Source organism: Thiomonas sp. SCN 64-16, from assembly GCF_001725585.1.
Classification (GTDB): domain Bacteria; phylum Pseudomonadota; class Gammaproteobacteria; order Burkholderiales; family Burkholderiaceae_C; genus Thiomonas; species Thiomonas arsenitoxydans.
The window spans coordinates 1-25034 of the sequence record NZ_MEGQ01000021.1; the positions used below are offsets into that span (position 1 = coordinate 1).

26 protein-coding genes and 1 riboswitch are annotated in these 25034 nt (G+C 63.9%); of the genes, 15 read left to right on the forward strand and 11 right to left on the reverse strand.

The window, feature by feature from the left end; genetic code table 11:
* From glnA to ntrC, 4 genes are all read left to right on the forward strand, one after another.
* Positions 1-832, forward strand: an 832-nt coding sequence (gene glnA, locus ABT24_RS07240) for a type I glutamate--ammonia ligase (protein ID WP_286737601.1), incomplete at its 5' end; no start/stop codon positions are given.
* A 120-nt stretch (positions 833-952) separates the two neighbouring features.
* Positions 953-1531 (forward strand): hypothetical protein, encoded by a 579-nt coding sequence (locus ABT24_RS07245; RefSeq protein ID WP_286737602.1) that lies wholly within the window; start codon positions 953-955, stop codon positions 1529-1531.
* The gene (gene glnL / locus ABT24_RS07250; RefSeq protein ID WP_276728387.1) at positions 1528-2613 is read left to right on the forward strand and encodes a nitrogen regulation protein NR(II); all 1086 of its coding nucleotides are present in this window, start codon (positions 1528-1530) and stop codon (positions 2611-2613) included. The genes ABT24_RS07245 and glnL overlap by 4 nt, the downstream gene beginning before the upstream one ends.
* Before the next feature lie 31 nt (positions 2614-2644).
* A complete protein-coding gene (gene ntrC, locus ABT24_RS07255) occupies positions 2645-4120 on the forward strand; it encodes a nitrogen regulation protein NR(I) (RefSeq protein ID WP_276728384.1) in 1476 nt (491 codons plus the stop codon).
* A gap of 6 nt (positions 4121-4126) precedes the next feature.
* On the opposite strand, the gene xth is transcribed toward ntrC, so the two are convergent.
* Complete coding sequence (gene xth / locus ABT24_RS07260; protein ID WP_276728381.1) at positions 4127-4888, reverse strand: exodeoxyribonuclease III; 762 nt, start codon at positions 4886-4888, stop codon at positions 4127-4129.
* A gap of 124 nt (positions 4889-5012) precedes the next feature.
* Between xth and ABT24_RS07265 the strand changes: the two genes are divergently transcribed.
* From ABT24_RS07265 to ABT24_RS07275, 3 genes are read left to right on the forward strand one after another with little or no spacing between them, the layout of a single operon-like run.
* Positions 5013-5900 (forward strand): metal ABC transporter solute-binding protein, Zn/Mn family, encoded by an 888-nt coding sequence (locus ABT24_RS07265; RefSeq protein WP_276728378.1) that lies wholly within the window; start codon positions 5013-5015, stop codon positions 5898-5900.
* 23 nt (positions 5901-5923) lie between these two features.
* Entirely contained in the window at positions 5924-6769 is an 846-nt protein-coding gene (locus tag ABT24_RS07270) for a metal ABC transporter ATP-binding protein (protein ID WP_276728375.1), read from the forward strand.
* Positions 6766-7575, forward strand: coding sequence for a metal ABC transporter permease (locus ABT24_RS07275; protein WP_276728372.1), 810 nt, complete (start codon positions 6766-6768; stop codon positions 7573-7575). Before ABT24_RS07270 ends, ABT24_RS07275 begins: the two co-directional genes overlap by 4 nt.
* A 21-nt stretch (positions 7576-7596) precedes the next feature.
* On the opposite strand, the gene ilvD is transcribed toward ABT24_RS07275, so the two are convergent.
* The gene (gene ilvD / locus ABT24_RS07280) at positions 7597-9282 is read right to left on the reverse strand and encodes a dihydroxy-acid dehydratase (RefSeq protein WP_276728369.1); all 1686 of its coding nucleotides are present in this window, start codon (positions 9280-9282) and stop codon (positions 7597-7599) included.
* A gap of 161 nt (positions 9283-9443) precedes the next feature.
* On the opposite strand from ilvD, the gene lgt reads away from it, so the two are divergent.
* The gene (lgt, locus tag ABT24_RS07285) at positions 9444-10271 is read left to right on the forward strand and encodes a prolipoprotein diacylglyceryl transferase (protein ID WP_276710386.1); all 828 of its coding nucleotides are present in this window, start codon (positions 9444-9446) and stop codon (positions 10269-10271) included.
* Positions 10272-10279: 8 nt separating this feature from the next.
* Here lgt and ABT24_RS07290 read toward each other — a convergent pair whose 3' ends face one another.
* The 3 genes from ABT24_RS07290 to ABT24_RS07300 all read right to left on the reverse strand — a co-directional run bounded on the left by ABT24_RS07290 (position 10280) and on the right by ABT24_RS07300 (position 11521).
* Entirely contained in the window at positions 10280-10726 is a 447-nt protein-coding gene (locus ABT24_RS07290) for a PIN domain-containing protein (RefSeq protein ID WP_276728365.1), read from the reverse strand.
* A 223-nt stretch (positions 10727-10949) separates the two neighbouring features.
* Positions 10950-11282 carry a cell division protein ZapA gene (locus ABT24_RS07295; protein WP_276710381.1) on the reverse strand — a complete coding sequence of 111 codons (333 nt, stop codon included), beginning with the start codon at positions 11280-11282 and terminating at the stop codon, positions 10950-10952.
* Positions 11279-11521 (reverse strand): hypothetical protein, encoded by a 243-nt coding sequence (locus ABT24_RS07300; protein WP_013105817.1) that lies wholly within the window; start codon positions 11519-11521, stop codon positions 11279-11281. Before ABT24_RS07300 ends, ABT24_RS07295 begins: the two co-directional genes overlap by 4 nt.
* Before the next feature lie 55 nt (positions 11522-11576).
* Positions 11577-11809, forward strand: a riboswitch (cobalamin riboswitch).
* A 157-nt stretch (positions 11810-11966) separates the two neighbouring features.
* Between ABT24_RS07300 and ABT24_RS07305 the strand changes: the two genes are divergently transcribed.
* From ABT24_RS07305 to ABT24_RS07320, 4 genes are read left to right on the forward strand one after another with little or no spacing between them, the layout of a single operon-like run.
* Positions 11967-13901: a TonB-dependent receptor domain-containing protein gene (locus tag ABT24_RS07305; RefSeq protein ID WP_276728362.1), complete on the forward strand. Its 1935-nt coding sequence runs from the start codon at positions 11967-11969 to the stop codon at positions 13899-13901.
* A 6-nt stretch (positions 13902-13907) separates the two neighbouring features.
* Positions 13908-14876 (forward strand): FecCD family ABC transporter permease, encoded by a 969-nt coding sequence (locus ABT24_RS07310; protein ID WP_276710374.1) that lies wholly within the window; start codon positions 13908-13910, stop codon positions 14874-14876.
* The gene (locus ABT24_RS07315) at positions 14873-15634 is read left to right on the forward strand and encodes an ABC transporter ATP-binding protein (RefSeq protein WP_276728359.1); all 762 of its coding nucleotides are present in this window, start codon (positions 14873-14875) and stop codon (positions 15632-15634) included. The genes ABT24_RS07310 and ABT24_RS07315 overlap by 4 nt, the downstream gene beginning before the upstream one ends.
* A 44-nt stretch (positions 15635-15678) precedes the next feature.
* On the forward strand, positions 15679-16929 hold the full coding sequence (locus ABT24_RS07320; RefSeq protein WP_276728356.1) for an NAD-binding protein: 1251 nt from the start codon (positions 15679-15681) through the stop codon (positions 16927-16929).
* A 69-nt stretch (positions 16930-16998) separates the two neighbouring features.
* On the opposite strand, the gene ABT24_RS07325 is transcribed toward ABT24_RS07320, so the two are convergent.
* The 6 genes from ABT24_RS07325 to ABT24_RS07350 form a co-directional block, all read right to left on the reverse strand.
* Complete coding sequence (locus ABT24_RS07325; RefSeq protein ID WP_013105822.1) at positions 16999-17787, reverse strand: peptidylprolyl isomerase; 789 nt, start codon at positions 17785-17787, stop codon at positions 16999-17001.
* Positions 17788-17839: 52 nt separating this feature from the next.
* Positions 17840-18136: a BolA family protein gene (locus tag ABT24_RS07330; protein ID WP_156052606.1), complete on the reverse strand. Its 297-nt coding sequence runs from the start codon at positions 18134-18136 to the stop codon at positions 17840-17842.
* Entirely contained in the window at positions 18136-18678 is a 543-nt protein-coding gene (locus ABT24_RS07335) for a septation protein A (protein WP_013123089.1), read from the reverse strand. The genes ABT24_RS07330 and ABT24_RS07335 overlap by 1 nt, the downstream gene beginning before the upstream one ends.
* Before the next feature lie 325 nt (positions 18679-19003).
* Positions 19004-20386, reverse strand: coding sequence for an MBL fold metallo-hydrolase RNA specificity domain-containing protein (locus ABT24_RS07340; RefSeq protein ID WP_286737608.1), 1383 nt, complete (start codon positions 20384-20386; stop codon positions 19004-19006).
* Between the two features lie 2 nt (positions 20387-20388).
* Entirely contained in the window at positions 20389-21348 is a 960-nt protein-coding gene (locus ABT24_RS07345) for an LOG family protein (protein WP_276728350.1), read from the reverse strand.
* A 217-nt stretch (positions 21349-21565) separates the two neighbouring features.
* A complete protein-coding gene (locus ABT24_RS07350; RefSeq protein WP_276728347.1) occupies positions 21566-21760 on the reverse strand; it encodes a YgaP family membrane protein in 195 nt (64 codons plus the stop codon).
* A 177-nt stretch (positions 21761-21937) separates the two neighbouring features.
* On the opposite strand from ABT24_RS07350, the gene ABT24_RS07355 reads away from it, so the two are divergent.
* The 3 genes from ABT24_RS07355 to ABT24_RS07365 all read left to right on the forward strand — a co-directional run bounded on the left by ABT24_RS07355 (position 21938) and on the right by ABT24_RS07365 (position 25020).
* The gene (locus ABT24_RS07355; protein WP_276728344.1) at positions 21938-22954 is read left to right on the forward strand and encodes a class I SAM-dependent methyltransferase; all 1017 of its coding nucleotides are present in this window, start codon (positions 21938-21940) and stop codon (positions 22952-22954) included.
* Between the two features lie 89 nt (positions 22955-23043).
* Positions 23044-23340, forward strand: coding sequence for a hypothetical protein (locus tag ABT24_RS07360; protein ID WP_276728341.1), 297 nt, complete (start codon positions 23044-23046; stop codon positions 23338-23340).
* Between the two features lie 66 nt (positions 23341-23406).
* Positions 23407-25020 (forward strand): OpgD/OpgG family glucan biosynthesis protein, encoded by a 1614-nt coding sequence (locus ABT24_RS07365; protein ID WP_276728338.1) that lies wholly within the window; start codon positions 23407-23409, stop codon positions 25018-25020.
* Positions 25021-25034: the final 14 nt, after the last annotated feature.

The following is a 25034-nucleotide window of genomic DNA, read 5'->3' on the forward strand; positions in this document are numbered from 1 at the left end:
CTCGGAAATGTGCCTGCTGCTCGAACAAATGGGCGTGCCGGTCGACGTGCATCACCACGAAGTGGCCAACGCCGGCCAGTGCGAAATCGGCACCAAATTCTCCACTTTGGTGGAGCGTGCCGACTGGACGCAGATCATGAAGTATGTGATCCAAAACGTCGCCCACGCCTACGGCAAGACCGCGACCTTCATGCCCAAGCCCATCGTCGGCGACAACGGTTCGGGCATGCATGTGCACCAGTCCATCTGGAAAGACGGCAAGAACCTGTTCGCGGGCAATGGCTACGCCGGTCTGAGCGACTTTGCGCTGTATTACATCGGCGGCATCATCAAACATGCCCGCGCGCTCAACGCCATCACCAACCCTGGCACCAATTCCTACAAGCGTCTGGTGCCCGGCTTCGAGGCCCCGGTGATGCTGGCTTACTCGGCGCGCAACCGTTCGGCTTCGATCCGCGTGCCGTTCGTGCAGAGCGACAAGGCCCGCCGCATCGAAGTGCGTTTCCCCGACCCGACCGCCAACCCTTATCTGGCCTTCTCCGCCATGATGATGGCCGGCCTGGACGGCGTGGAAAACAAGATCCACCCGGGCGAAGCCGCGAGCAAGAACCTCTACGACCTGCCGCCGGAAGAAGAGGCCAAGATCCCGACCGTGTGCTCCAGCCTCGACCAGGCACTGGACTATCTGGACAAGGATCGCGCCTTCCTGACCAAGGGCGGCGTGTTCAGCGACGACTTCATCAGCGCCTACATCGAGCTGAAGATGGAAGAGGTCACCCGCTTCCGCATGACCACGCACCCGGTCGAGTTCGATATGTACTACTCGCTGTAAGGTGGGAGGGTTTTCAAATGCGGCCTTCGGGCCGCTTTTTTTTGGCAATTCCGCCACGTCCTGTCGGCCGGGTGTGCGGCACGCGCGTTGCCAGACTTACACTGACCTCTGATTTTTTGAATGCGCGCCACCATGACCTTGTTTGCCAAATTGACTGCCCGATCAAGCGTTCGTTACGCCGCGTTTGCTTTGTTCGCGTCCCTGGCGAGCGCCTCTGCCGCTGTGGCGCAGACCGACCCGCAGCGCGTTTACCGCTGCCCGGACAACTCCTACACCAACGATCTTTCCGAGGTGAAGGCGAAGAACTGCAAACTGATCGATAACGCCAATGTGAGCATCCTCTCCAGTCCGGGCATGACGCCCAAGGTCATCGGATCGGGCAGCAAACCCAGCGCGCAAAATGCAGAGCCGAGCGGCAACCAGGCCGCGCGGGTCGCGCCCTCCACGCAAAAAGAGCGCGATCTCGAGGCGCGGCGCATTCTGGAGCAGGAGTTGCAGCAACAGCAGGCGCGGCTCGAGCAGCAACTCAAGGCCTACAACAATGGCCAGCCCGACTACCTGCCCAGCGAACGGCTGGTGGGCGGCGGGGTCAAGGGCGGCGAATACGCCCAGCGCGTGGCGCAGATGAAAGACCAGATCGCCATGACGCAGGCCAACATTGCCGCCTTGCAACGCGAGTTGCAAAAGTATCCGCAATGAACGTCGCAGCGGTCGGCCAGCCGGGCGCGACCGAGTATCCCGGCCTGGAGTGGCTGGCCTCGATGGCGGCCCTGGTGGATGCCGAAGGCGCGATTCAATACGCCAATCCGGCGCTGGAAAACGGGCTGGGCGTCTCTCGCCGTCTTTTGAACGGGCAAAACCTGAGCCACTGGATGGATTGCCCCGCCCTCTGGCAGGAGTCTTTGCTCCAGGTGCGCAGCAACGAATTCAGCAGCAAGCGCTTCGACTGCATGATGCGGCTGCGCGATTTGCGCGAGGCGGTGCAAGTGCAGCTGATCGTGGCGCGCACCGATCATCCTCAGGGCCTGCTGCTCACCGAGGTGGTGGAGATCAGCCAGCAGTCGCGTCTTGAGCGCGAGGAGCAGTGGCACAACCAGGCGCAAGCCAACAAAGAGCTGATCCGCAATCTGGCGCACGAGATCAAAAACCCGCTGGGCGGCCTACGCGGTGCAGCGCAGTTGCTGCACGCCGAGCTGCCGTCTGCGGAATTGCAGGAGTACACCCAGGTCATCATCGCCGAGGCCGACCGGCTGCAAACCCTGGTGGACCGCCTGCTGGCGCCGCATCGCAAGCCGCATGTGGTGGGCGACGTGAACATCCACGAAGTGTGTGAGCATGTGCGCACCCTGCTGCAGGCCGAGTTTCCGCACGGGCTGACCATCGAGCAGGACTACGACGCCAGCCTGCCCGAATTCCGCGGCGACAAGGAGCAGCTCATCCAGGCGGTGCTCAACATCGCCCACAACGCGGCGCAGGCCTTGCAACGGCGTATCGTGCAGGGCGATGCGCGCATCGTGTTCCGTACCCGCGTGGCACGGCAGATGACGGTGGCCCGTCAGCGCTATAAGCTGGCACTGGTCTTGCATATCGTGGACAACGGCCCCGGGGTGCCAGCGGAACTGAAAGATCGCATCTTTTTTCCGCTGATCTCGGGCCGAGAAGGAGGGAGTGGACTGGGGCTCACCCTGGCCCAGACCTTCGTCCAGCAACATCAGGGAACCATCGAATGCGACAGCCAGCCCGGCCACACAGAATTCCGCATCACCCTTCCGCTGCCTTGAAGGCAGGGCTTTCGTCGTAAGGGAGCGCGCGATGAAACCGATCTGGCTGGTTGACGACGACGCCTCGATCCGCTTCGTGCTGGAAAGGGCGCTGCAGAAGTCGGGCATGGAAGTGCGCAGTTTTTCCAATCCGCGCGACGTGCTCAGCGCCTTTGCCGAAGGCTGCCCGCAAGTGCTCATCAGCGACATCCGCATGCCGGGCGGCAACGGTATCGACTTGCTGCAACAAATCCGCCAATCGCATCCAGGCCTGCCCGTCATCATCATGACGGCCTACTCCGATCTCGATAGCGCGGTGGCCTCGCTGCAGGGCGGCGCGTTCGACTATCTGAGCAAGCCCTTCGATGTGGACAAAGCGGTCGAACTGATCCAGCGGGCCGTCGATGAAAGCCTGCGCGAAGAGCAGGCCGATGAAGCGCATAACGAAGCCCCAGAGCTGCTCGGTCAGGCCCCGGCCATGCAGGATGTGTTCCGCGCCATCGGCCGCCTGGCGCATTCGCAGGTGACCGTGCTGATCACGGGAGAGTCGGGTTCGGGCAAGGAGCTCGTCGCCCGCGCTCTGCACAAGCACAGCCCGCGCTCGGGCGGGCCGTTTGTCGCCATCAACACCGCGGCCATTCCGAAGGATCTGCTGGAAAGCGAGCTGTTCGGCCACGAGCGCGGCGCCTTCACCGGCGCGCAGACCCTGCGGCGCGGCCGCTTCGAGCAGGCTGAAGGCGGCACCTTGTTCCTCGACGAAATCGGCGACATGCCGCTTGAACTGCAGACCCGCCTGCTGCGCGTGCTATCCGATGGACACTATTACCGAGTGGGCGGGCACAGCGCGATCAAGTCGCATGTGCGGGTCATTGCCGCCACGCACCAGAACCTCGAACAACGTGTGGCCCAAGGCCAGTTCCGCGAGGATCTGTTTCACCGCCTCAACGTCATTCGCCTGCGCCTTCCGGCCCTGCGCGAGCGCAGCGAAGACATCGCTCCGCTGACCAAACATTTTCTGCAGCGCAGCGGCCAAGAGCTCGGCGTCGAGGCCAAGCGCATCTCCGCCGAGGCCCTGCGCGTGCTGCAGCAGTTCCCCTTTCCCGGCAATGTGCGGCAGTTGGAGAACCTGTGTCAGTGGCTGACCGTCATGGCGCCAGCGCAAACCATTCAGGTCAAAGACCTGCCAGACGATGTAAAAACGGAAGTTCGCTCTGAGCAAGCGCCGATGCCTGCTGTGGCGGCAACAGCGTCGGCCGATATCCCTTTTATTGCGGCTTCAAACCCCGATTCAACGGCGATTGAGCCGTCGAACGAGGACTGGGAGCACCGCGTCGAACAGGTGGCCCAGGGCTTGATCCGCAGGGGCGAGCCCGATGTCATGCACCATCTGACCCAGCGATTCGAACGCGCGGTGATCGCCGCCGCGCTGGCGCAAACCCACGGTCGGCGCATCGAAGCGGCGCAAAAACTCGGCATCGGCCGCAACACCATCACCCGAAAAATTCAGGAACTGGGGATGGAAGAATGAGCTGGGTCACACGACGGCTATCACCGGCGCGTGATCGCTGGGGCGCTCGTTCTTGCGCGGCGCCTTGTCGATGACGCAGCTCTGCAGCGAACCGCGCAAGCCCTCGCTCACCAGAATGTGGTCGATGCGCAGGCCCTGATTTTTGCGGAAGGCCAGATTGCGGTAATCCCACCAGCTCCAGCTCTTGGGCGGCTGGTCAAAGGCGCGGAAAGCGTCGATCAGACCGAGCCCGAGCAGTGCCTTGAAATGCGCGCGCTCTTCGGGCGTGCAGTGAATCTGCCCGGCCCAGGCGACCGGATCGAACACATCACGATCTTCCGGGGCAATGTTGAAGTCGCCCATCAGCGCCACTTTCGCATAACGCTGCAGTTCCGCAGCGACCCATGCCTGCAGCGCGTCGAGCCAGCGCATTTTGTAGGCGAACTTGTCGCTATCCGGCGCTTGCCCATTGGGAAAATAGGCGCCGATCACCCGCAGATCGCCAAACGTCGCGGCGATCACGCGGGCCTGCGCATCCTCGAAGCCGGGAATGCCGCGCTGCACCTCGGCCGCTTCGTGGCGACTGAGCAGGGCCACGCCGTTGTAGGTCGGCTGACCGAGGCACACGCTGTGATAACCCGCATCCAGCAGCTCGGCATGCGGAAACCGATCGTCGGTCAGCTTGGTTTCCTGCAGCGCCAGCACGTCGGGCGACTGGGCCTGCAGCCAGTCGAGCACCTGCGGCAGGCGCACGGAGAGGGAGTTCACATTCCAGGTGGCAATTTTCATGGTCGTCGCTTTTTCAAACGTCCTATTCTGCCTGCGACGCACCAGCGGAAAACTTGCATCTGGATACATTCGCTTTATTTGAGATGTTATAAAGTAACTCTTGTTTTGTCCTCAGAGATTTCCCATGAAAGCCCGATCCTTCCTGCTTTACCTCGCTCTTTTGTCGCCGCTCTCGCTGCTGTTCGCCAGCGGGGCGCAGGCGGCGCCGATTTCCATCGTGGCGGCAGAAAGTACCTATGGCGTCATTGCGCAGGCCATCGGCGGCGATGCGGTGAAGGTGGACAGCATCATCAGCAATCCGAACGTCGATCCGCACAGCTTCGAGGCGACGCCGGCCGTTGCGCGCAAGGTGGCGAAGGCGCAGATCGCCCTGCTCAACGGCATCGGCTATGACGAGTGGATGAGCAAAATGCTGGCGGCCAATCCCGCCCCGCAGCGGCAGGTGATCGTGGCCGCCGAACTCGACCCTGCGCTGATCATGGCGGACCGCAATCCGCATGTGTTCTACGATCCGCCGATTGCGCTCAAGGTGGCGGAAAAACTCACGCAACTGCTGCAGCGAGCCGATCCGGCGCATCGCCAAGTCTTTGCCGCGAATCTGCAGGGTTTCAAGGCGCAGTTGAGTCGGCTGAACGAGGCGCAGGCCGCGCTGAAAAAGCAATATCAGCAGCTCAAAGTCACGGCCACCGAGCCGGTTGTCGGCTATCTGCTGCGGCAACTGGGCTGGATTAGTCTGGGCGAGAAATTTCAATTCGACGTGATGAACGACACCGAGCCCTCTCCCGCCGAAGTGGCGCGCTACGAAGACCATCTGCGTCAGCACAAAGTGGCGCTGCTGTTCTACAACCGCCAGGTGACCGATCCGCTGACGGATCGCCTGCGCAGGGTCGCGCTGGATTCCGGGGTGCCCGTGGTGGGGGTGGATGAATTCGTGCCGCCCAAGACTGGCTATGTGCAGTGGCAACTGCAAACCCTCGCCGCGATCGAGCGTGCGCTGGGCAAATCGCATTGACCGTGTCGGCTCAACCTTCCGCGATGAACTCTCCGACCGAGTGGGCGGTGCAAGCACAGGGCCTGCGCTGCGCACTCGGGGGGCGCACCGTGCTCGAAGGGCTGGATCTGCACATCCGCCCCGGGCAGTTTGTCGGCGTGTTCGGCGCCAACGGTGCGGGCAAAACCACCTTGCTGCGCGCCTTGCTGGGTTTGCAGCCGCTGGAGTCGGGGCGCTTGCGTTTGCTGGGGCAGGAGGGCGTGTCCGCGCGGGCTCACATCGGCTATGTCTCACAGCGCGACCCGATTGGCGCCGACAGTTTTCTGCGGGTGCGCAGCTATGTCGCCGCGGCCTGGCAGGGCGAACGCTGGGGGCTGGGGCTCGGCGGTGCGCAGCAGCGTGCGCAGGCCGTCGATGCGGCGCTGAAGGCGATGGAAATGGAGCCGCTCGCCGAACGCGGCATGGACGCGCTCTCCGGCGGGCAGCGCCAGCGGGCGCGCATCGCCCAGGCGCTGGTCAACCCGGTGCGCATGTTGCTGCTGGATGAACCGCTCTCCAACCTCGACCCCCAGGCGCAGCAGCGCATTTTGCAAACGGCGCGCCGGTTGTGTACCGAGCAGGGCATGACGGTGTTGATGACCGCGCATGACATCAATCCGTTGCTGCCGCATATGGATCAGGTGCTCTACCTCGCGGGCGGCCGGGGGCGGCTGGGCACGGTGGATGAGGTGGTCAACGCACCGGCGCTGTCGGCGCTGTACGGTCTGCCGATGGCCGTGGCGCGCGAAGGCGGCTATCTGTTCATTCATCCCGCCGGTGGTTTCATGCCCGAAGAGGCCGCACATTGCGGGCACGATCACGGTCATGACGGCGAAGGAGAGGGCGCATGATCCTCGGTCTGGAATATGGCTTCATGCGGCATGCGTTGCTGGCGGGCAGCGCGATTGCGGTGTTGAGCGCTGCCGTGGGCTATTTCATCACCTTGCGGCGGCAGGCGTTTGCCGCGCATGCGCTGTCGCATGTCGGCTTCACCGGCGCGGCGGGGGCCATTCTGCTGGGCCTGAGCCCTTATCTCGGCCTTTTTGCTTTTACGCTGACCAGCGGCGTTGCCCTAGCGCTGACGGGCGGGCGCATCCGCCAGCGCGACATTGGCATCGGCATGGTGCTCATGTTCGCCCTGGGGCTGGGCGTGCTGTTTCTCAATCTCTACACCGCCAACGCGCAGTCGGCGATGAGCATTCTGTTCGGCAGCATTGTGGGCATTACCGCGGAGCAGGCGGGTTTGTCGTTGCTGGTGTGTGTGGCCGGTCTGGCGGGGCTGGCCGTGCTGTATCGCCCGCTGTGCTTCGCCAGTTTCAACCCCGAAGGCGCTCAGGCGCGCGGGGTGAATACCCGCCTGCTCGACCTGCTGTTCATCTTGCTGGTGGCGGCCACGGTGGCGATTGCCGTGCCGGTGATCGGAGCCTTGCTGATTTTCGCTTTGCTCATCGGCCCCGCGGCCACGGCGCAGACTGTCAGCCGCAGCATTGCGGGCGGTGTCGGTTTGTCGATGGCGCTCGGGCTGGCGGTGACCTGGGGCGGGCTGGCGGCGGCGTATTACATCGGTTATCCGGCCAGCACCTGGATTGCCTCGCTGAGCTTTGGCCTGTATTTGCTCGGCCATGCCTGGCGCGCTGGGCAGGGCAGCTCGGGCTGAGCCGAGCGCGCCCCGGCTGTGTCAGCCCAGATCGGCATCGAGCACCGCGCCGCGATGCGAACTGCAGACTAGCGCCGCGAACTTGGCCATCACACCGCGGGTGTAGCGTCTGGCGGGCGGCGTCCAGGCAGCGCGGCGGCGGGCGAGTTCTTCATCGCTGACGTGCAGGGTCAGGCTCAGGGAAGGCGCGTCGATGGTGATGCGGTCACCTTCCTGCACCAGGGCGATGGAGCCGCCCACCATGGCTTCGGGCGCGACGTGGCCGACGACCATGCCCCAGGTGCCGCCGGAGAACCGGCCGTCGGTGATAAGCCCAACCGACTCACCCAACCCCGCGCCCACCAGCGCCGATGTGGGCGCGAGCATCTCGGGCATGCCGGGGCCGCCCTTGGGCCCGAGGTAGCGCAGCACCATGATGTCGCCGGCCTTGATCTTGCCGACCAGAATGGCTTCGAGCGCGCTTTGCTCGTCGTCGAACACGCGCGCGGGGCCGGTCATGCTGGGCTTTTTCAGCCCGGTGATCTTGGCCACGCAGCCGTCTTCGGCCAGATTGCCCTTGAGAATGGCCAGGTGGCCGTGGGCGTACATCGGCTTGTCGATGGGGCGAATCACGTCTTGCTCCTCGTTGGGCTGGGCGGGAACGTCCTTGAGATTCTCGGCCACGGTCTTGCCGTTGATGGTGGTGCAGTCGCCATGCAGTACACCGGCTTCGAGCAGAATTTTCATCACTTGCGGAATGCCGCCAGCGCGGTGCAGATCGGTGGCGACATATCGGCCCGAGGGCTTCATGTCGCAGAGCACCGGGGTGCGCTTGCGAATCACCTCGAAGTCTTCAATGGCAAACGGCACTTCGGCGGCATGCGCAATGGCCAGCAGATGCAGCACCGCGTTGGTCGAGCCGCCCGTGGCCATGACCACGGCAGCGGCGTTTTCCAGCGCCTTGCGGGTGACGATGTCGCGCGGCTTCAGCCCGGCGCGCACCGCGGCGAGCAGCGCCTGGCCGGAATCGCGCGCGGACTGCACTTTTTCCTCATGCACATTCGCCATCGTGGACGAGTAAGGCAGCGACATGCCCATGGCCTCGATGGCGCTGGACATGGTGTTGGCGGTGTACATGCCGCCGCAGGAGCCGCTGGTGGGCACAGAGCATTGCTCGATGGCGTCGAAATCGGCATCGCTCATACGCCCGGCGGCGTGTTCGCCCACGGCCTCGAAGACCGAGACGATGTTCAGATCCTTGCCCTTGTAATGGCCCGGCAGAATGGTGCCGCCATAGACGAAAATGCCCGGCACATTGCAGCGCAGCATGCCGATCATGGCGCCGGGCATGTTTTTGTCGCAGCCGCCCACGGTGACCACGCCGTCCATCCACTGGCCCTGCACGCAGGTTTCCACGCAGTCGGCAATGACTTCGCGCGAGACCAGCGAGTACTTCATGCCCTCGGTGCCCATGGACATGCCGTCGGCAATGGTCGGCGTGCCGAACATCTGCGGATTGCCGCCAGCGGCGCGCACGCCCTCGATGGCGGCGTCGGCCAGGCGCTGCAGGCCGGAGTTGCACGGGGTGATAGTGGAGTGCGCGTTGGCAATGCCGATCATCGGATTGCTGAAGTCCGACTTCTGGTAGCCCATGGCATAGAACATGGAGCGATTGGGCGCGCGCGATGCGCCCACGGTGATGTTTTCGGAACGCAGTTTCTGGGGCATGGCAGGCAGTGGGAGCAGGTCGACAATAACGTCATTGTCGTGCGGCAAGCGGCGACGTGCACCGTCATGGAAGCGGCGCAGTAGTATCCAAAGGTAAATATTGGCTTGCCCGCGCGCCGCTTGAAAGGATTGCTCAAGGCAAGCCCGTACACTTCACGCCCATGCTAGTTCACCCCGACTTCAATCCCATCGCCCTGCAACTTGGCCCGATCAAGGTGCATTGGTACGGCATCATGTACCTGCTGGGCTTCATCACTTTTTGGCTGCTGGCGCAAAAGCGCCTCAAAGACCAGCCTTATGCGCGCCAAGGCTGGACCTCGCGCGATATCGAAGACTTGCTGTTCGCCGGTGTGTTGGGCGTGATTCTGGGGGGGCGCACCGGCTACGTGCTGTTCTATCAGCCGGACTATTACTTCTCTCATCCGGCGCAGATCGTCGCGGTGTGGGACGGCGGCATGTCCTTCCACGGCGGGCTGCTCGGCGTGATGGTGGCGGCTTACTGGTTTGCGCGCACCCGGCGCTACTCGTGGCTGCAGATCATGGACTTTGTCGCTCCGCTCATTCCGCCGGGCCTGGCGTTCGGGCGCATCGGCAACTTCATCAACGGCGAGTTGTGGGGACGGCCAGCGCCCGCTTGGTGGCCGGGCGCGATGATCTACCCCAAGTCCGGCAGCATGGTGCCGCGCTTTCCCTCCGAGCTCTACGAAATGTTCCTCGAAGGCATTGTGTTGTTCGTGGTGCTGTGGTGGCTGTCGCGCAAAGAGCGGCCGCGCGGTTTCATTGCCGGGTGCTTCGCGCTCGGCTATGGGCTGGCGCGTTTCACCGATGAATTTTTCCGCCAGCCCGATGCGTTTCTCGGCTATCTCTGGTTTCACCTCACCATGGGGCAGTTGCTGTCGATCCCGCTGATCATTCTGGGCAGCGGCATGATCTGGTGGTCGCTGCGGCGCAAAAACCGTCTGCTGGCGCTGGGGCAGTCGGCTTCTTGACATCGGTTTCAGCCTGGCGCCGACACGCTCTCGGGCGGGTCGATGTGCAGGCCGAGCGGCCTGGCGCGCCGCGCCAATTGCAGCACAGCGCGGTCGCGGCTCAACAGGTTTGCTGCATGCTGCGCCATGGCGAGGTCGAGAAACACTTGGTCGTCAGGATCGGCACACACCAAGCGGTGCTGCGCTGGCGGTGTGGCGCAGCACTGCCCCCAACGCGCAAAACAATCGGTCAACTTGAGGGCTGATGCCTGGGGCCCGAACCGCCTGGCCAGCGCCGGATAGTGCACCACGCGCAAGGCCTCGACCTGCATGGCGGCACAGTAAATCCAGCGCACGCGGCCGCGCTGTATGGCCTCGGCCCAAGGACGCACGCGCGGGTCGTCGAACAGCGCCCAGTCGAGCAGCACCTGGGTGTCGAGAACGCACAGGGCAGGGCGAAGCAAAGGGGAGGTCATGCGGGGGAGGTGTCTGCCGGAACCTGATTGAGCGTTGATCCCTGAACCCTACTGGGACAGGTGGGCAAGGTCACTGCGCTTTGGGGACGTCTGCGCGAGACGTCACGCGCACACACAGAATTTCCAAGCCCGAGGCACAAATTTATCGGTTCAGGAAATGCCGACCCAACCAAACCCGACAGACAAGCCCGATTGTAGGGCGATGAATCGTGGCGGGGAAGAATCAGAGCAATTTGCCCTCGGCGCCCAGGGCTTCGTCGAGCTGACGGGTGAGTTGGGCTACGGCCTGCGCATCTTCTTCAAACGCCAGCGACGCCTGCGCCGAAGCGCCCGCGGCCTTGTTCGCATTGCGCGACTCGATCAGGCTGTGCGCCAGATTGAGCGCGGCAAGCACGGCGATCCGCTCGCGGGCGCGCACCTTGCCCATATCGCGAATGGCGCACATCTCGGTGTCCACTTCGCGCACGGCGGCCAGCAGCGCGGCTTGCTCGTCGGCAGGGCAGGCCAGGGTGTAGATCTGGCCCATGATGTTCACATCCAGCGTGGTCGTGCTCATGCGTGTGGGTCGGGCTCGCCCGAAATGGAAGGGGTCTGATCCAGCCGTGCCAGCAATCGGTCGATGCGCTGGGTGGCGTCGTGCAGGCGCTGACGCATCTGGTCGCGCTCGGCTTCGAGCGATTGCACCCGCTCGGCCAGCAAGGCGTTGGTGCGCAGCAACTCGTTGTGACGCAGCAGCAGCCGCTCAACGCGCGATTGCAACTGAGCGATGGCGGGGGAGGGCTGTCGTTCGTCCATGCGAGGCATTCTAAAGTCGGCCACCCGAGAGTCGGCAAAACAACGCTGTCGCCCGGCTAACATGACGGTCGTTGGTGCTCGCGCGGTGGTTCACGCTGCGCAGTTAAACGGGAAACAGGAAGAGCCATGCCCCCGGCAGATGCTCCGGCCTGTGCTGCCCCCGCAACGGTCAGCGACCGAAGGCGCAAGCCTTCCGTTCGGACAAGCTCTCCACTGAATTTTCGGATTTGGGAAGGAGGTTCGGATCGCGTCGCCAGCCCGGATACCGGCCAACGACGAGAAGACGCGCAGCTTCGGGGCGAAGGGGCGCATCAAGGCCAGCCGGGTGCGCGCAGCGCAGCCCACGCGAAGGTTGAGATGCGCTCTGGGCTCTGTCGCGGCGCGCTTCAGCCGCGCCAGCCGTGCGGGGGAACACGGCAGCGCTCATTCATCCGGAAATTCAGTCATGTCTCAGCAGTTCCCTTCAAACGGCGTTGCTCCAGCCTCGTCTGGGCCTCGCGTGGTCCACTCATCTCAACCGATTTTCTTTCGCACCGCGCTGGCCGCGGCCATCAGTCTGGCCGGGCTGAACGCGCAGGCGCAGACCGCTCCGGCCGACGCCACCACGCTGCCGCCGGTGGTGGTGTCGGCCACGGGCTACCCGCAGCCGCTGGCCGATGCCTTGCCGGGCGTCAGCGTGATCACCCGCGAGCAGATCGAGCAAAGCGGTGCGCAAAACCTCACGACCTTGCTGCAGCAGGTGGCTGGCGTGCAGGTGACGAGCAACGGTGGCCCTGGGCAGTCGGGCAATGTGTATGTGCGCGGTTTTGGCGGGCCGGATGTGCTGGTGCTGCTCGACGGCGTGCCCATGAACGCACAAGACGCCACGGGCGTCGCGTATCTCAACAACTTCACCACCGATCAGATTCAGCGCATCGAGATCATCCGCGGCAATGTGTCGGCCATCTACGGCTCGGGCGCGATCGGCGGAGTGGTGCTGATCACCACACGCGCGGGCAGCAAAAAGCCGCAGGCCTCGATCTCGGTCACCGCGGGCAGCCGCAATACGGCCACCGTGTCGGCCAACGCCAGCGGGCAGGTCGGCAACACGGCCTTGCAGGCCGGGGTCAGCCGCTATACGACGCAGGGCGTCAGTGCAATCAACCCCGCCCAGCTCAGCAATGCCAACCCGAACAGCAACGGCTACGGCAACACGACAATGAACGGCTCGATCGTGCAGACCCTGGCGCCGGGGCAGTCGCTGGGCCTGCGCGCATTCAGCAGCAAGGGCCGTGCCAGCTACGACAGCTATGGCGCCTACGCCAGTCCGACCGATACCAATCTGAGCAGCACCTCGCAGGATCTGTATCAACTGTTCAGCGACAACCAATTGACCGCCGCTTGGAAGTCTCATCTGAGCGTCTCGCAGCAGAGCACCACCAACACGACCGAGAACTTCAGCGCCTACCCCTACAGCGGTACTTATCGCACCCGGGTTCAGCAACTGCTGTGGCGCAATGTGGTGCAACTCGGCAGCGGCTGGACGGCCACGGGTGGGCTGGAATGGCAGAGCCAGGCCATCAGTTCAATTACCGGTTCGATTCCCTCCAGGGATCGCCATGCCAAGGCGGCCTTCGTCGGACTGGACGGTAGCGTCAGCGGCAACGAGTTTCAATTGAATCTGCGCCATGACGCGATCGATGGCTACTCGGGCCAGAGCACCGGCTATTTCGGCTACGGGCGAGAACTGGGCAGCGGTTTCAAAGCGATTGCCAGCTATTCCACCGCTTTCAATGCGGCGCCGCTGGGCTATCTGTACGCGCCTTACTACGGCAACGCCAATCTGAAGGCGGAGAAGGCGCACTCTGTCGAGGCCGGTTTGCAGTGGTCGCAAGGGGCGAACGTGCTGCGGGCCACGCTGTTCCAGACCAAGGCGACCGACCAGTGGCAGTATGACTTCACGACCAGCACCTTCCAGAACATCGCCAGCAGCCGCACGCGGGGGTTGGAGTTGACCGGGCGCGGCGCGTGGAAGGGCTGGGCGTATGACGCCAACTTCACGCTGCAACAGCCCGTGAATACCAGTCTGCCCGGCGACCCGACGCTGCAGCGCCGCGCCCGCAGTCTGGCCAATGTCTCGGTCAACCACGAGTTCGCCTCAGTGCTTTATGGCGCTGCGGTGCATTACAGCGGCCCCCGTTGGGATAATGGTTCGGTCGGCCGGGTCACGCTAGGGAGCTACACCACGGTCGACCTCACCGCCAGCGGCGCGGTGTCGAAAGACTGGAGCTGGAATGCGCGGGTGCAGAACCTGTTCAACAAGAAGTATCAGACGGTTTACGGCTACAACCGCGAACCGCTGGGCGTGTTCGTCGGTCTGACCTGGCGGCCCGCGTTCTGAGAGGGCGTGAACAAATCCGCCATGCGCTTTGAACGCTCAGTAAGCCCCGGTGCACGCAGTTCGTCGCTGTGGCGTTGGGTCTTACCGCTGCTGCTCGCCGCGGTCGTCGCGGTGGCGCTGTCGGTGGGGGAGGGTGGCTGGAATGCGGACATCGTCTGGCAGTTACGCCTGCCGCGGGTGCTGGCCGGCATGGGGGTGGGCGCGTTGCTGGCGCAGGCGGGGCTGGCCATGCAGATTCTGCTGCGCAATCCGCTGGCCGATCCTTATGTGCTCGGGGCATCCGGCGGCGCCGGCTTGGGCGCCATCGTGGCGCTGCTGCTGGGCGCGGCCTTGTGGCTGGGCAGCGTGATCGGGGCGGGCGCGGCGCTGCTTGCGCTGCTGCTCATGGGGCGGCGCATCATGGCGAGCCGCGACGACGAAGCCTCGGCCCAGCTCATTCTGATTGGCGCCATGCTGGCCGCAATGGCCGGGGCGCTGTCCACCCTGCTGCTGACCCTGGTGCCCGATCAGCAATTGCGCGGGGCGATGTTCTGGCTGGTGGGCAATCTTTCGGGGGCCACGCATGGCCTGTGGCTGTGCGGGCTGGCTGTGTTGGGCGCCGTGTGGCTGCTGTGGCGTCAGCGCCGCTATGACCGGCTATTGCTCGGCAGCGAGGCCGCGTGGCTGCTCGGCGAGCCGGTGACGCGGGCGCGGTTGGAACTCGTACTCTTGGCCGCTTTGGCCACAGGCGCTTCGGTGGCGGTGGCCGGAGCGGTGGGATTTGTCGGGCTGGTCGTGCCGCAGGCCTTGCGGCTGGTCGGTCTGCAGCGCATGCGCGATCAGGCCTGGGCCGCCCCCCTGGCCGGGGCGGCTCTGGTCGTGGCCGCCGACACGCTGGCTCGCGGGGTCGTCATGCCCTATGAGCTGCCGGTCGGTGCGGTCACAGCACTCGTTGGCGCGCCGGTGTTCATTCTCATGCTGCGGCGGGCGCGATGAAGTCGGACGCCTGGCTGCAGGTCGATGCGCTCGATGTCGTGGCCGCAGCGCATCAGCCGGCCTTGGCCCGCAATCTGTCGTTTCGCCTGCAGCCGGGGCAGCGGCTGGGGCTGATTGGTCGCAATGGCGCGGGCAAGTCCACCTTGCTGCGTCAACTGGCCGGGCTACTTTCTTTGCATGGCGAGCGCGCCGCGGTTCGGCTGGCTGGGCAGCCCTTGTCTGAACTGGGCCCGGAGCGTCTGGCAGCGCTGCGCACCCTCATGCCAGCCCAGCCGCGCGACCGCTTCAACCTGTCGGCGCTCGCCCTGCTCGAACTCTCGCAGCCTGAACCTGACGGGCCCTCCGCCCATGAGGCACTGCGCCGGGTGGATGCCTGGGCGCTGCGAGATCGCCAGGTGCTCGACCTGTCCGCCGGTGAGCGGCAACGGGTGAGCCTGGCGCAGGCGCTGGTACAAGGCGCAACCCTGCTGCTGCTCGACGAGCCGGTGGCGTTTCAAGATCCTGGGCATCAGTCCCTCGTGGGCTCGTTGCTGTCCAACCTGAGCGACCGCGTGGTGGTGTTTTGTGCGCACGATGTGAACTGGGTCGCGCGTTGTGCCACCCATGTGCTGGGCCTCGGCTTGCAGCAGCAGGCGCAAGGCTGGTTCTTCGACACCTGCGAGGCTGCTCTGCAAGCCGAGCGGCTGCATCATCTGTACGACTGCCGCTGGACGCAGTTGCGCGACGCCAACGGACTCCGCGCCTGGGTGGCCCTGTAGCGCTCGATTCAGGGCTGCGGCTGCGGATCGCCGATACTTACGCCATGGCAACAACGATCTCGCCCCCGGATACCCCCAAACCCCCGCTCCCCAAGGCCAGCCGCTGGCGTGTGCTCAAGGCCAGGGTGAGCACGGCAACGCGGCTGCTGCTGAGCAAGCTGGGGCAAAACGGACCACAGTGGCTGATCGCCTTTCTGGCGCTGGCAACGGGCGTGGTGCAGATCAGCCCGCAATTCGTGCAGATGCGCCAAGCGGTGCTCAACATCCTGGCGCAGGGCGCTGACGGCATCTCCGGTTTGGCCGATCTGGCCGCGTTTCCGCATGTGCTCATCGGCATCGGGCTCATTCTCATGGTGCCGGGCTTGCTGCTGCGGGCGCGGGTGGCCTGGGTGCTCGGGGTGCTGCTCAGCGCCCTGTCGGCCGGGCTGGCATTGTGGGCCGCTCATGGTGGGATCAACGCCACCGTTGCGCTCTCGGGCCTGTTGCTGCTGGCGCTGCTGCTTTACACCAGCCGCTTTGCCCGCAGCAGCCTGGCCGCCAGCTCACTGTTTGCCCTACTGGGCGTGGGCAGCTTGCTGATCTACGGCACGCTGGGCAGCCTGTGGTTCGGCGCGGGATACACGCCGCCGATTCGCAGCCTGCCCACGGCGTTTTATTACACCATCGAGACCATGTCCACGGTCGGCTATGGCGACATCGTGCCGCACACTCTGCAGGCACGAATGTTCACCGTATCGCTGATCGTGGTGGGCATTTCGGTGTTTGCCACCACGCTGTCGGTCGTGATCGGGCCGCTGATCGGGGGCAGTCTCAAACGGACTCTGGAGGGAAAAATGCAACGCGAACAGCGCAAAAACCATTACGTCATCATCGGCGCGTCGAGCCTGGCTTATGCCATGTGGAAGGAGCTGAGCAGCCGGGGCGTGCCGGTCACCATCATCGCTCCCAGCGGCCACCCCTCGCCGTTTCCAGAAACCGCCGACGTCATCACTGCCGACGCCACGCGCAGCGAAACGCTCGAACTCGCCGGTGTGCCCAAGGCCAAGGCCGTGCTTACCCTGCGCGACGACGATGCCGAAAACGCCTTCGCCGTGCTCGCGGTGAAGGAATTGGCCCCGGGCGTGAAGACCATCGCCGGGGTCAACGACGTGCGGCACGTCAACAAAATCCGGCGGGTGCAACCCGACGTGCTGTTCGCCCCGCAGCTCCTCGGCAGTCAGTTGCTCGCTCGCGATCTGTTCGACGAGCCCATCGACAACAGCACCGTTCACAAACTGTTGTTTCCAGAGACTTGAGGCATGAACTGATCAAGCCATGAAAAACGCCCGCATTTGCGGGCGTTTTGTTGCAGGGCCGAGGCCGGATCACTCGGTAATCTTGGCTTTGGCGCGCAGTTCGTCCTGATACTTGGTGACTTCCTGGCGCTGCAGTTCGGCCTGGATTTGCGGCTTGAGTTGATCGAGCGTCGGGGCCTTGGCCGGGCGGGTGGCGTCGAGCTTGATCACATGCCAGCCGAACTGGCTCTGCACCGGCGTCTGGGTGTACTGGCCGGGCTTAAGGGCTTCAAGCGCCTTGGCGAACGGCGGCACATAGTTGTTGGGGGTGGACCAACCCAGATCGCCGCCATTGGCTGCGCTGCCGGTGTCCTTGGAGTATTTCTTCGCCAACTCGGAGAACTTGGCGCCCTTTTTCAGCTGGGCGATGATGTCCTGTGCTTCTTTTTCGCTCGGCACCAAGATGTGCTGCGCCTTGTATTCGGTGGAGCCGAAGCTCTTGACGAATTTGTCGTATTCGGCCTTGATCTGGGCATCGGTGATGGGATGCTTTTGCAGATAGGCGTTGAACAGCGCGCGGATGAGGATGTTCTGGCGCGCGATGCGAATCTCGTCTTGCACTGCGGTTTCTTTGTCCAGGCCGAGCTTGTCGGCTTCCTGCACCATCACTTCACGGCTGATCAGCTCGTTTTTCACCATCTCTTTGAGTTGGGGCGTGACGGCCTGGCCCTGTTGCTTGGCCATGCTGTTGGCGACGGAGTCGGCCAGGGACTGCGGAATGGGTTTGCCATTCACAGTGGCGATGTTCTGTGCCCAGACGGGGGCGGCAAACGCGCAGCTCAATGCGGCAACGGCCAGAATGCGGGAGAGTTTCAACATGAAGTCATCCAGAAGGGGAGGGAACAAACGACCAGGGCGCACGGTCAACTTTTCAGTGTGCGCTGACCTCGGGAGGGTCTCCGGGGGCCTGGCAATCGAGCACCAGCGCATGAATCTCATGGTGCATCATCGAAGCCAAGGCATCATACACGAGGCGGTGCCGCGCGAGACGCGAGGCGCCAGCGAACCGCGCGCTGACGATGCGCACGCGGAAATGGCTACCCAACGCATCGAATCCGCCATGCCCGGCGTGAGCGGCGGAGTCGTCGGTCACCTGCAGTGTTTCGGGCTTGAGCGCCTGCTGCAACAGGGTCTCGATGCGATCTCGGCGGGAAATCGGCCCGGACATCAAGCGTTCTCGTCCAGCTTCATATGCTTGGCCAGCAGCAGCGACTGCCCGAGCACGAACACCAGCGTCAGCGCTAGGCTGCCGAACAGCTTGAAGTCCACCCATAGGTTGGTGGAGAAGTTGTAGGCGATCACGATGTTGAGCACGCCCATCAGCGCGAAAAAAGCCACCCACGACCAGTTGACGCGGTTCCAGATCGGATCGGGGAGTTGCATCTGCTTGCCCATGAGGGCGCGCATCAGGTTCTTGCCCTGAAACAGCTGAGCCCCGGCGAGGATGAGGGCAAACAGCCAGTACAGCACGGTGGGCTTCCACTTGATGAAGGTGTCGTTGTGGAACAGCAAGGTCGCGCCGCCGAAGACGACGACTACGGCCAGACTCATCCACAGCATCGGCTCGACCTTGCGATGCTTGAACCAGACCCAGCCAATTTGCGCAAAGGTCGCGGCGATGGTCACCGCCGTGGCGGCGTAAATGCCCGCCACCTTGAACACGATGAAAAACAGGATGATGGGGAAGAAATCAAAAATCAGTTTAGGCATATGAAAAATAAAAAATAGATTTTTTGGGCCGCAGAAAGTTGCCTCAAAGATTGAATGGGCTGCTGGCGCCAGCGGAATAGCAATTGGTCGATGGTATCGGCTTACCGAAGGTACTCCTACCTGCGTCCCTACACCTGGCGGTGGCCGCCCCCATCATCTGGTTAGCGGGATTGTTGCCCGCGGTCCGGGTCATGAGGCGTTCTCCATGTCAGCCTGCACCGGTAGTTTGCGGGCGGATGCGGCGATCTCGGCCCCCGCCCCGGCAAAGCGGCTGTCTTGCTCAGCGATGAACATATGGCAGTTTCCAGTTCGAGGTAAAGCGGGATCAGAGATCGATCACATCGCCTTGTTTCGGGCGTTGTACCCGGGTGTTTTTGAGCAGCGCGGCAAACGCGTCCATGCTGTCCGGATCGCCGTGAACCAGGATGGTCTGCCCGGGTTTGAGTGCTTGCTGCCAGGCAAGTAGTTCGCGCTGATCGGCGTGCGCCGAGAAACCGTTGATGGTGTAGAGCCGCGCGTGGACCGGAATCTCTTCACCAAACAGCTTGACCTTCTTGGCGCCATCGATCAGCAGCCGCGCGAGGGTGCCGCGCGCGGCGTATCCGACAAACACCACACTGGACTCGTGCCGCCCCAGGTTGTGACGCAGGTGATGCCGCACGCGCCCGCCGGTGGCCATGCCCGAGCCGGCCATGATGACCGCGCCGCCCACCAGACGGTTGAGGGCGATGGAATCGGCGGCTTCGCGGGTGAAGCGCAGCCCCGGCAAGGAAAACGGGTCGCTGCCTGCGCGAAACAAAGCGTCAATGGCGTCGCCGTAGCACTCGGGGTGGTGGCGGAAGATTTCGGTGGCGGAAATCGCCATCGGGGAATCGAGAAAGACCGGCAAGGTGCGAGGCAGTTTGCCCGCCTCGATGCCTTCGCGCAGGTAAAAGAGAATCTCCTGCGCGCGCTCGAGTGCAAATGTCGGAATGACGACATTTCCCCCGCGCTTGAGGGTCTCGCTGATGGCCGCGAACAGTTCGGCGATCGAGGGCTCGATGGGTTTGTGCAAACGGTCGCCGTAGGTCGTCTCCATCACCACCGAGTCGGCGCGGGGCGGCAGTTGCGGGTCGCGCAGCACGGCGTGGCCGCCGTTGCCCAGGTCGCCAGAAAAAATCACCGAGCGGTGCGCCCCCGATGCGGTCTGTTCAATGCGGATGCTGGCTGAGCCCAGAATGTGTCCGGCATCGAAAAAGGTGGCGCTCAGGCCCGGTGCGAGTTCCAGCGTCTGCCCATAGACCGCGGTGCGGCCGAAAAACTCCAGGGCATTGAGCGCATCGAGCGTGGTGTAGAGCGGCTGTGCCTGGGCGTCGCCGCGACGGTGGGCGTGACGCATGTTGCGCTCGGCCTCCTCTTCCTGCAGATGGGCGGCGTCGAGCAGCACCACACGGGTGAGTTCACGCGTAGCCGCCGTGGTGATGATCTCGCCGCGAAACCCGCGCTTGACCAACAGCGGAATGCGGCCGCAGTGATCGAGGTGCGCATGGGTGAGCAGCAACAGGTCGATCGACTTGGGGTCGAAGCCGAAGTCCTCGGCGTTTTCCTCGTCGAGTTCATGGCTGCCCTGGAACATGCCGCAGTCGATGAGCACTCGCTTGCCCTGCGCATGCAGCAGATGGCAGGAGCCGGTGACATTGCGATCGGCGCCGTGGAAGGAGAGTTTCATGGTTATTGTCCTTGTGGTGACTCGGTTGCGGAGCCTTCCAGCGGCGAGCCGTTGCGGGCATGCCAGGTGCAAATGCCCTCCCAGGCCTCCCGCGCGTCTTCGGCAAACCAGAACAGCCGGGCATCTTCTTCGTCGATGCTGCCGGCTTCGAGCAGAAAGTCGACGTTGAACACGCCGCGCCAGTACGACTCGCCGATCAGCACGATGGGAATGGGGGCGGATTTGCGGGTCTGGATCAGCGTGAGTGCGCCGAACAGTTCATCGAGCGTGCCGAAGCCGCCCGGCAGCGCGACGATGGCTGCGGCGCGCTGCATGAAGTGCAGCTTGCGCAGCGCGAAGTAATGGAACTGAAAACACAGCCCCGGCGTCAGGTAGGGGTTGGGGTATTGCTCGCGCGGCAGGGAGATGTTCAAGCCCAGGGTTTCAGCCCCTGCCTCGAACGCGCCGCGATTGGCTGCCTCCATGCCGCCAGGGCCGCCGCCGGTCATCACCGCGAGCCCTGGAATCCGCGCTGCGCCGATCATCTGGCCGAGTTCGAAGCCGATTTGGTAATAGCGCGACAGCGCCATGCGGCGCTCGGCCAGACGCAGCGCCCGGGCGACGGCCGCGTCGTGCGGATGCTCGGCAGCCTGACGCCGGGCTTGTTCGAGCTCGCTTCGCGCCGTCTGCGGCTCGCGCAGCCGCGTGCTGCCGAAGACCACGATGGTGCGAGTGATGCCGTGCGCCTGCAACGCCTGCTCGGCTTTTTCATAGTCGAGCTGCAATCGCAGGCCGCGGTGCGCGTCGGTATGGAGAAAGGCCACATCGCGGTCGGCCTCGACATACGACGGATGCTCCATGATGGCGCGCAGCCGGGCCTGCGCCTGTGCCTCTTCCTCCACCGGTTTGGGACGTTCCCAAGGCAGCGGTTGGGTACGCTTGGTTCGATGGGGCGGTTGCGGGATGCGGGTTGAATCACTCATCGCTGGGCCACCTCGGCGCTGGGCTTGTCATCGGCCTGCTTGATGCGGCACACGAAGGCAGCATCTGTAGGGCGTTGCTCAGCCCCATCTCCTCGCGCACCTGTTTCATCGCCAGACACTTCAGGTCAAAACCGTCGGCATGGGCCAGGTCTTCACCGAGGATGCGACGCAACTGTGATGCTGCGCGGGGCAGAGCCGGTCGAAGCAGCCCCGCAAATCACTTCTTGTGCATCGGGCAGGTGCGAATGCCGAGCACCATGTAGAGCGGACAAATGCCCACCGCCCCCGCGACCAAAGGCACAACGCCAATCCAGCCCCAGAGTCCAATCACATGGGTCAGCGTCAGGGCGATAAGCACCAGACCCACTATCACGCGCAAAGCGCGATCCAAGGTTCCTTCATTGACTGACATGAGTGTGTTTCTCCAGTTGTGTTCAGTGATTACGCCAAACTGATCGGTTTTGACTCTAGCAGCATCCTGATACATCAGGGCTTATCGGAAATCCGTACGCTGTGCATGCATGCTGGAGCATGCTGCAGGGCATGACAGGTATTGCGCCCCGACTTTTTCATCACTCCCCGTTTTCCCATGACTGTAGACGACCTCAAAACCCAATTTCGCCAGCAATCCCAGGCCGCGCTTAGCCTGAACATCGCTTACATCGGGGTCGTCAACGGCCTCTTCAGCACCCTGCATCGCCTGGGCACGGCGTCTGCCGCCACCTTGGCCGATGCGGCCGGGCTCGATTTTGCCTATGTGCTGCGCTGGTGCGACGCCGCCTACGCCTTCGGTTATCTGGAGGCACAGGGCGACGTCTTCCGTCTTACGACGACAGGCGAAGCCATGCGCCCCGATGCGCCGGGCACGCTTATGCCGATGGCCGTGCAATCCGTGCTCTCGGCGCACATGGCCGAGCGCGCGGCGGGGTTGATGCGCACTGGGGAACGCCCAGGCGAGCAGGTTTTGGCCGAGCGCGACACCGTGTTGCCCTGGTTCGGGCCGATGCTAGAGGCGAATTTCGCCTCGATGTTCGAGCAAACGATTTGTCCGGCAGTACCCGCTTTCGCCGATGTGGACGCCCGTGGCGGTCTTGCCGTCGACCTGGGTTGCGGCAATGGCTGGTACTTGCGCGCACTGGCGCGGCGTTGTGGCAAGCTGCGGGGGTTGGGCATCGACGGTTTCCAGGAGAACATCGCCCAAGCCGAAGACATTGCCCGGCAGCAGGGCTTGGCCGACAGGCTGCGTTTCATCCAGGGTGACATCCACGCGCTCACGCTGGAAGAACCTGCCGACCTGATTGCGATGAACCGCGCCCTGCATCATGTATGGGAGAAAGACACCCACACGCTGTTCACCTGGCTGCGCGGCAATCTCAAGCCGGGCGGTTATGTGGTGATCTGGGAACCGGCCTGGCCGACAGACCGCACCGCCCTGCGCGAACCCAGCCGTAAGGGGCTGGCGTTCCAGAATCTCAGCGAACATGTGCAGGGCAACCATTTCCTGCGGCCAGACGAAATCCAGGCGGCTTTTGCCCAGGCGGGTCTGCAGTCGCAGGTGCACCTCTTCGCACAGGGCAACGAGGCCGTGGTCGTCGCACAGAGATGAAGCCGTGGCGAACCTGCGGCGTTGATCCTTTGCTCGCCGGCCCAGCCGCGAGGGCTCTTTAATTGAACCGTGGGCGCGGGCCGCGACCAATGCTCGCCTCGTCCGAGATGAGGACGTTGGCGCGGCGGTTTTGTGCGTCAGCCGGCACGCTGGCACGCCTGGCCTGTGCTGATCGGGCTGATGTGGGGGCGCTGATCCTGGAGTTTGCCCCGCACGACATCGACTGGCTGTTGCCGGTGATCCGCGGTATGGCATTCTCGGCGCCGCTTACCATGTTCACAAGTCGTATCACCCCGGCGCACTGGCTGCGGCGGCTTCGGTTGCTGCTGACCCCGGAAGAGACCGATCCGCGAGCAAGCTCGCCGCACTGCAGACCCCGCCCCTGAAGGACGCCATCGCTGCGCACCGATGGCGCAGGCCGATCCCCTGGCGCAAGAACTGAGGACACATTGATGCATCGACGTGATTTTCTGCGCGGCAGTGCGGCGAATTTCGCCGCGCTGGCGCCCTGGCCAATGGAATTCAAGCAAGAAAAGCGGCCGCCACCGGCGCCGGCGCGCGGCATCGCGCACTTCGGAGAGCCGCAGCAGTTCTCCTTCGACTGGCTGAAGGGGCTGGCGCAAGGGAAGTCGCTCACCGCTTACAGCCAACCGGTCGCGGCGCTGCCAGCTGCGGTGCAGAAGCTCTCCTGGGACCAGTGGCAGTCGATCCGCTACCGTCCTGAGCGCACGCTGTGGTGTGAGGACGATCTCTTCTTTCGCATCCGCTTCGATCACCTCGGCTACACCATGAAGCGCTCGGTGCGCATGTACGCCGTGGAGCGCAATACCGCGCGCCAGATCCTGTTCGATCCGACACTGTTCGACTACAGCCGCTCGGGACTGAAGCCGGGTGAGATTCCGAAGCAATTGGGCTTTTCCGGATTCAACGTGCTGTTTCACACCAACTGGGCGGACGACCGGGCGGTGTTCCAGGGCGCCTCCTACTTCCGCGCTGTCGACGCCAGCGGCCAGTACGGCATGTCACAGCGCGGACTGGCGATCGACACAGGCATGGCCCGGCCGGAGGAATTCCCCGACTTCGTCGCCTTCTACCTGCAGAAGCCCGCACCCGAATCGACGCTGCTCACCGTGTATGCCCTGCTCGACTCCCCGAGCGTCACCGGCGCTTATCGTTTCATCATCGATGTGGCGAGCACGCTGGTGATGGACGTGGACTTCACGCTCTACCCGCGCCGTCGGATCGAGCGGCTGGGCATCGCGCCGGGCACCAGCATGTATCTGGTTGGGGAAAACGACCACCGCGTCGCCGACGACTGGCGCCCGCAGATCCACGACTCGGACGGCCTGCAGATGCACACCGGCGTCGGAGAGTGGATCTGGCGGCCGCTCACCAACCCGGCGCATCTCCAGGTCAATTCCTACCTCGACGACAATCCGCGCGGTTTCGGCCTGATGCAGCGCGACCACAACTTCGCCGACTACCAGGACGACGGGGTCTGGTACGACCGTCGGCCGAGTTGCTGGGTCGCCCCGAAGGGCGCCTGGGGCAAGGGCGCGGTCATGCTGGTGGAAATCCCCACCATCGATGAGACGATGGACAACATCGTGGCGTTCTGGAATCCGGCCGAAGAAATCGTTCCCGGCCGCGACTACAGCTATGGCTACCGCTTGTACTGGTGCCGCGAGAATCCCTTCGCATCCCGACTCGGACACGTCCAAGCGACCCGCGACGGCATCGGCGGAATCGTCGGCCAGAAGCGCAGTGAGTTCTCCTGGCGCTTCGTGATCGACTTCGTCGGCGGCGATCTGCCGATGCTGGTCGCCAGCGACAAAGTCCGCGCCGTGGTCAGCACCTCGCACGGCCACATACAACTCGTGTCGGCCCGCCCGTTGCTGCCCCTCAAGGGCTGGCGCGCGATGTTCGACCTGGTGCCCGGTGAAGCCGTAGAGCCGATCAACCTCAGGCTGTTCCTGCAGCTCGACGGCCAGGCGCTCACCGAAACCTGGATCTACCAATACACGCCGCCGCCGCTCGTCGTGCAGCGCAGTTACGTCCAGACCTGAACATTGCGCTGCGG

Bases quoted from the DNA above. Each gene is read 5' to 3' on its own strand.
- ABT24_RS07245 (WP_286737602.1), top strand. From the start codon at position 953: ATGCGCGCCACCATGACCTTGTTTGCCAAATTGACTGCCCGATCAAGC.
- glnL (WP_276728387.1), top strand. From the start codon at position 1,528: ATGAACGTCGCAGCGGTCGGCCAGCCGGGCGCGACCGAGTATCCCGGC.
- ntrC (WP_276728384.1), top strand. From the start codon at position 2,645: ATGAAACCGATCTGGCTGGTTGACGACGACGCCTCGATCCGCTTCGTG.
- xth (WP_276728381.1), bottom strand. From the start codon at position 4,888: ATGAAAATTGCCACCTGGAATGTGAACTCCCTCTCCGTGCGCCTGCCG.
- ABT24_RS07265 (WP_276728378.1), top strand. From the start codon at position 5,013: ATGAAAGCCCGATCCTTCCTGCTTTACCTCGCTCTTTTGTCGCCGCTC.
- ABT24_RS07270 (WP_276728375.1), top strand. From the start codon at position 5,924: ATGAACTCTCCGACCGAGTGGGCGGTGCAAGCACAGGGCCTGCGCTGC.
- ABT24_RS07275 (WP_276728372.1), top strand. From the start codon at position 6,766: ATGATCCTCGGTCTGGAATATGGCTTCATGCGGCATGCGTTGCTGGCG.
- ilvD (WP_276728369.1), bottom strand. From the start codon at position 9,282: ATGCCCCAGAAACTGCGTTCCGAAAACATCACCGTGGGCGCATCGCGC.
- lgt (WP_276710386.1), top strand. From the start codon at position 9,444: ATGCTAGTTCACCCCGACTTCAATCCCATCGCCCTGCAACTTGGCCCG.
- ABT24_RS07290 (WP_276728365.1), bottom strand. From the start codon at position 10,726: ATGACCTCCCCTTTGCTTCGCCCTGCCCTGTGCGTTCTCGACACCCAG.
- ABT24_RS07295 (WP_276710381.1), bottom strand. From the start codon at position 11,282: ATGAGCACGACCACGCTGGATGTGAACATCATGGGCCAGATCTACACC.
- ABT24_RS07300 (WP_013105817.1), bottom strand. From the start codon at position 11,521: ATGGACGAACGACAGCCCTCCCCCGCCATCGCTCAGTTGCAATCGCGC.
- ABT24_RS07305 (WP_276728362.1), top strand. From the start codon at position 11,967: ATGTCTCAGCAGTTCCCTTCAAACGGCGTTGCTCCAGCCTCGTCTGGG.
- ABT24_RS07315 (WP_276728359.1), top strand. From the start codon at position 14,873: ATGAAGTCGGACGCCTGGCTGCAGGTCGATGCGCTCGATGTCGTGGCC.
- ABT24_RS07320 (WP_276728356.1), top strand. From the start codon at position 15,679: ATGGCAACAACGATCTCGCCCCCGGATACCCCCAAACCCCCGCTCCCC.
- ABT24_RS07325 (WP_013105822.1), bottom strand. From the start codon at position 17,787: ATGTTGAAACTCTCCCGCATTCTGGCCGTTGCCGCATTGAGCTGCGCG.
- ABT24_RS07330 (WP_156052606.1), bottom strand. From the start codon at position 18,136: ATGTCCGGGCCGATTTCCCGCCGAGATCGCATCGAGACCCTGTTGCAG.
- ABT24_RS07335 (WP_013123089.1), bottom strand. From the start codon at position 18,678: ATGCCTAAACTGATTTTTGATTTCTTCCCCATCATCCTGTTTTTCATC.
- ABT24_RS07340 (WP_286737608.1), bottom strand. From the start codon at position 20,386: ATGAAACTCTCCTTCCACGGCGCCGATCGCAATGTCACCGGCTCCTGC.
- ABT24_RS07345 (WP_276728350.1), bottom strand. From the start codon at position 21,348: ATGAGTGATTCAACCCGCATCCCGCAACCGCCCCATCGAACCAAGCGT.
- ABT24_RS07350 (WP_276728347.1), bottom strand. From the start codon at position 21,760: ATGTCAGTCAATGAAGGAACCTTGGATCGCGCTTTGCGCGTGATAGTG.
- ABT24_RS07355 (WP_276728344.1), top strand. From the start codon at position 21,938: ATGACTGTAGACGACCTCAAAACCCAATTTCGCCAGCAATCCCAGGCC.
- ABT24_RS07360 (WP_276728341.1), top strand. From the start codon at position 23,044: ATGCTCGCCTCGTCCGAGATGAGGACGTTGGCGCGGCGGTTTTGTGCG.
- ABT24_RS07365 (WP_276728338.1), top strand. From the start codon at position 23,407: ATGCATCGACGTGATTTTCTGCGCGGCAGTGCGGCGAATTTCGCCGCG.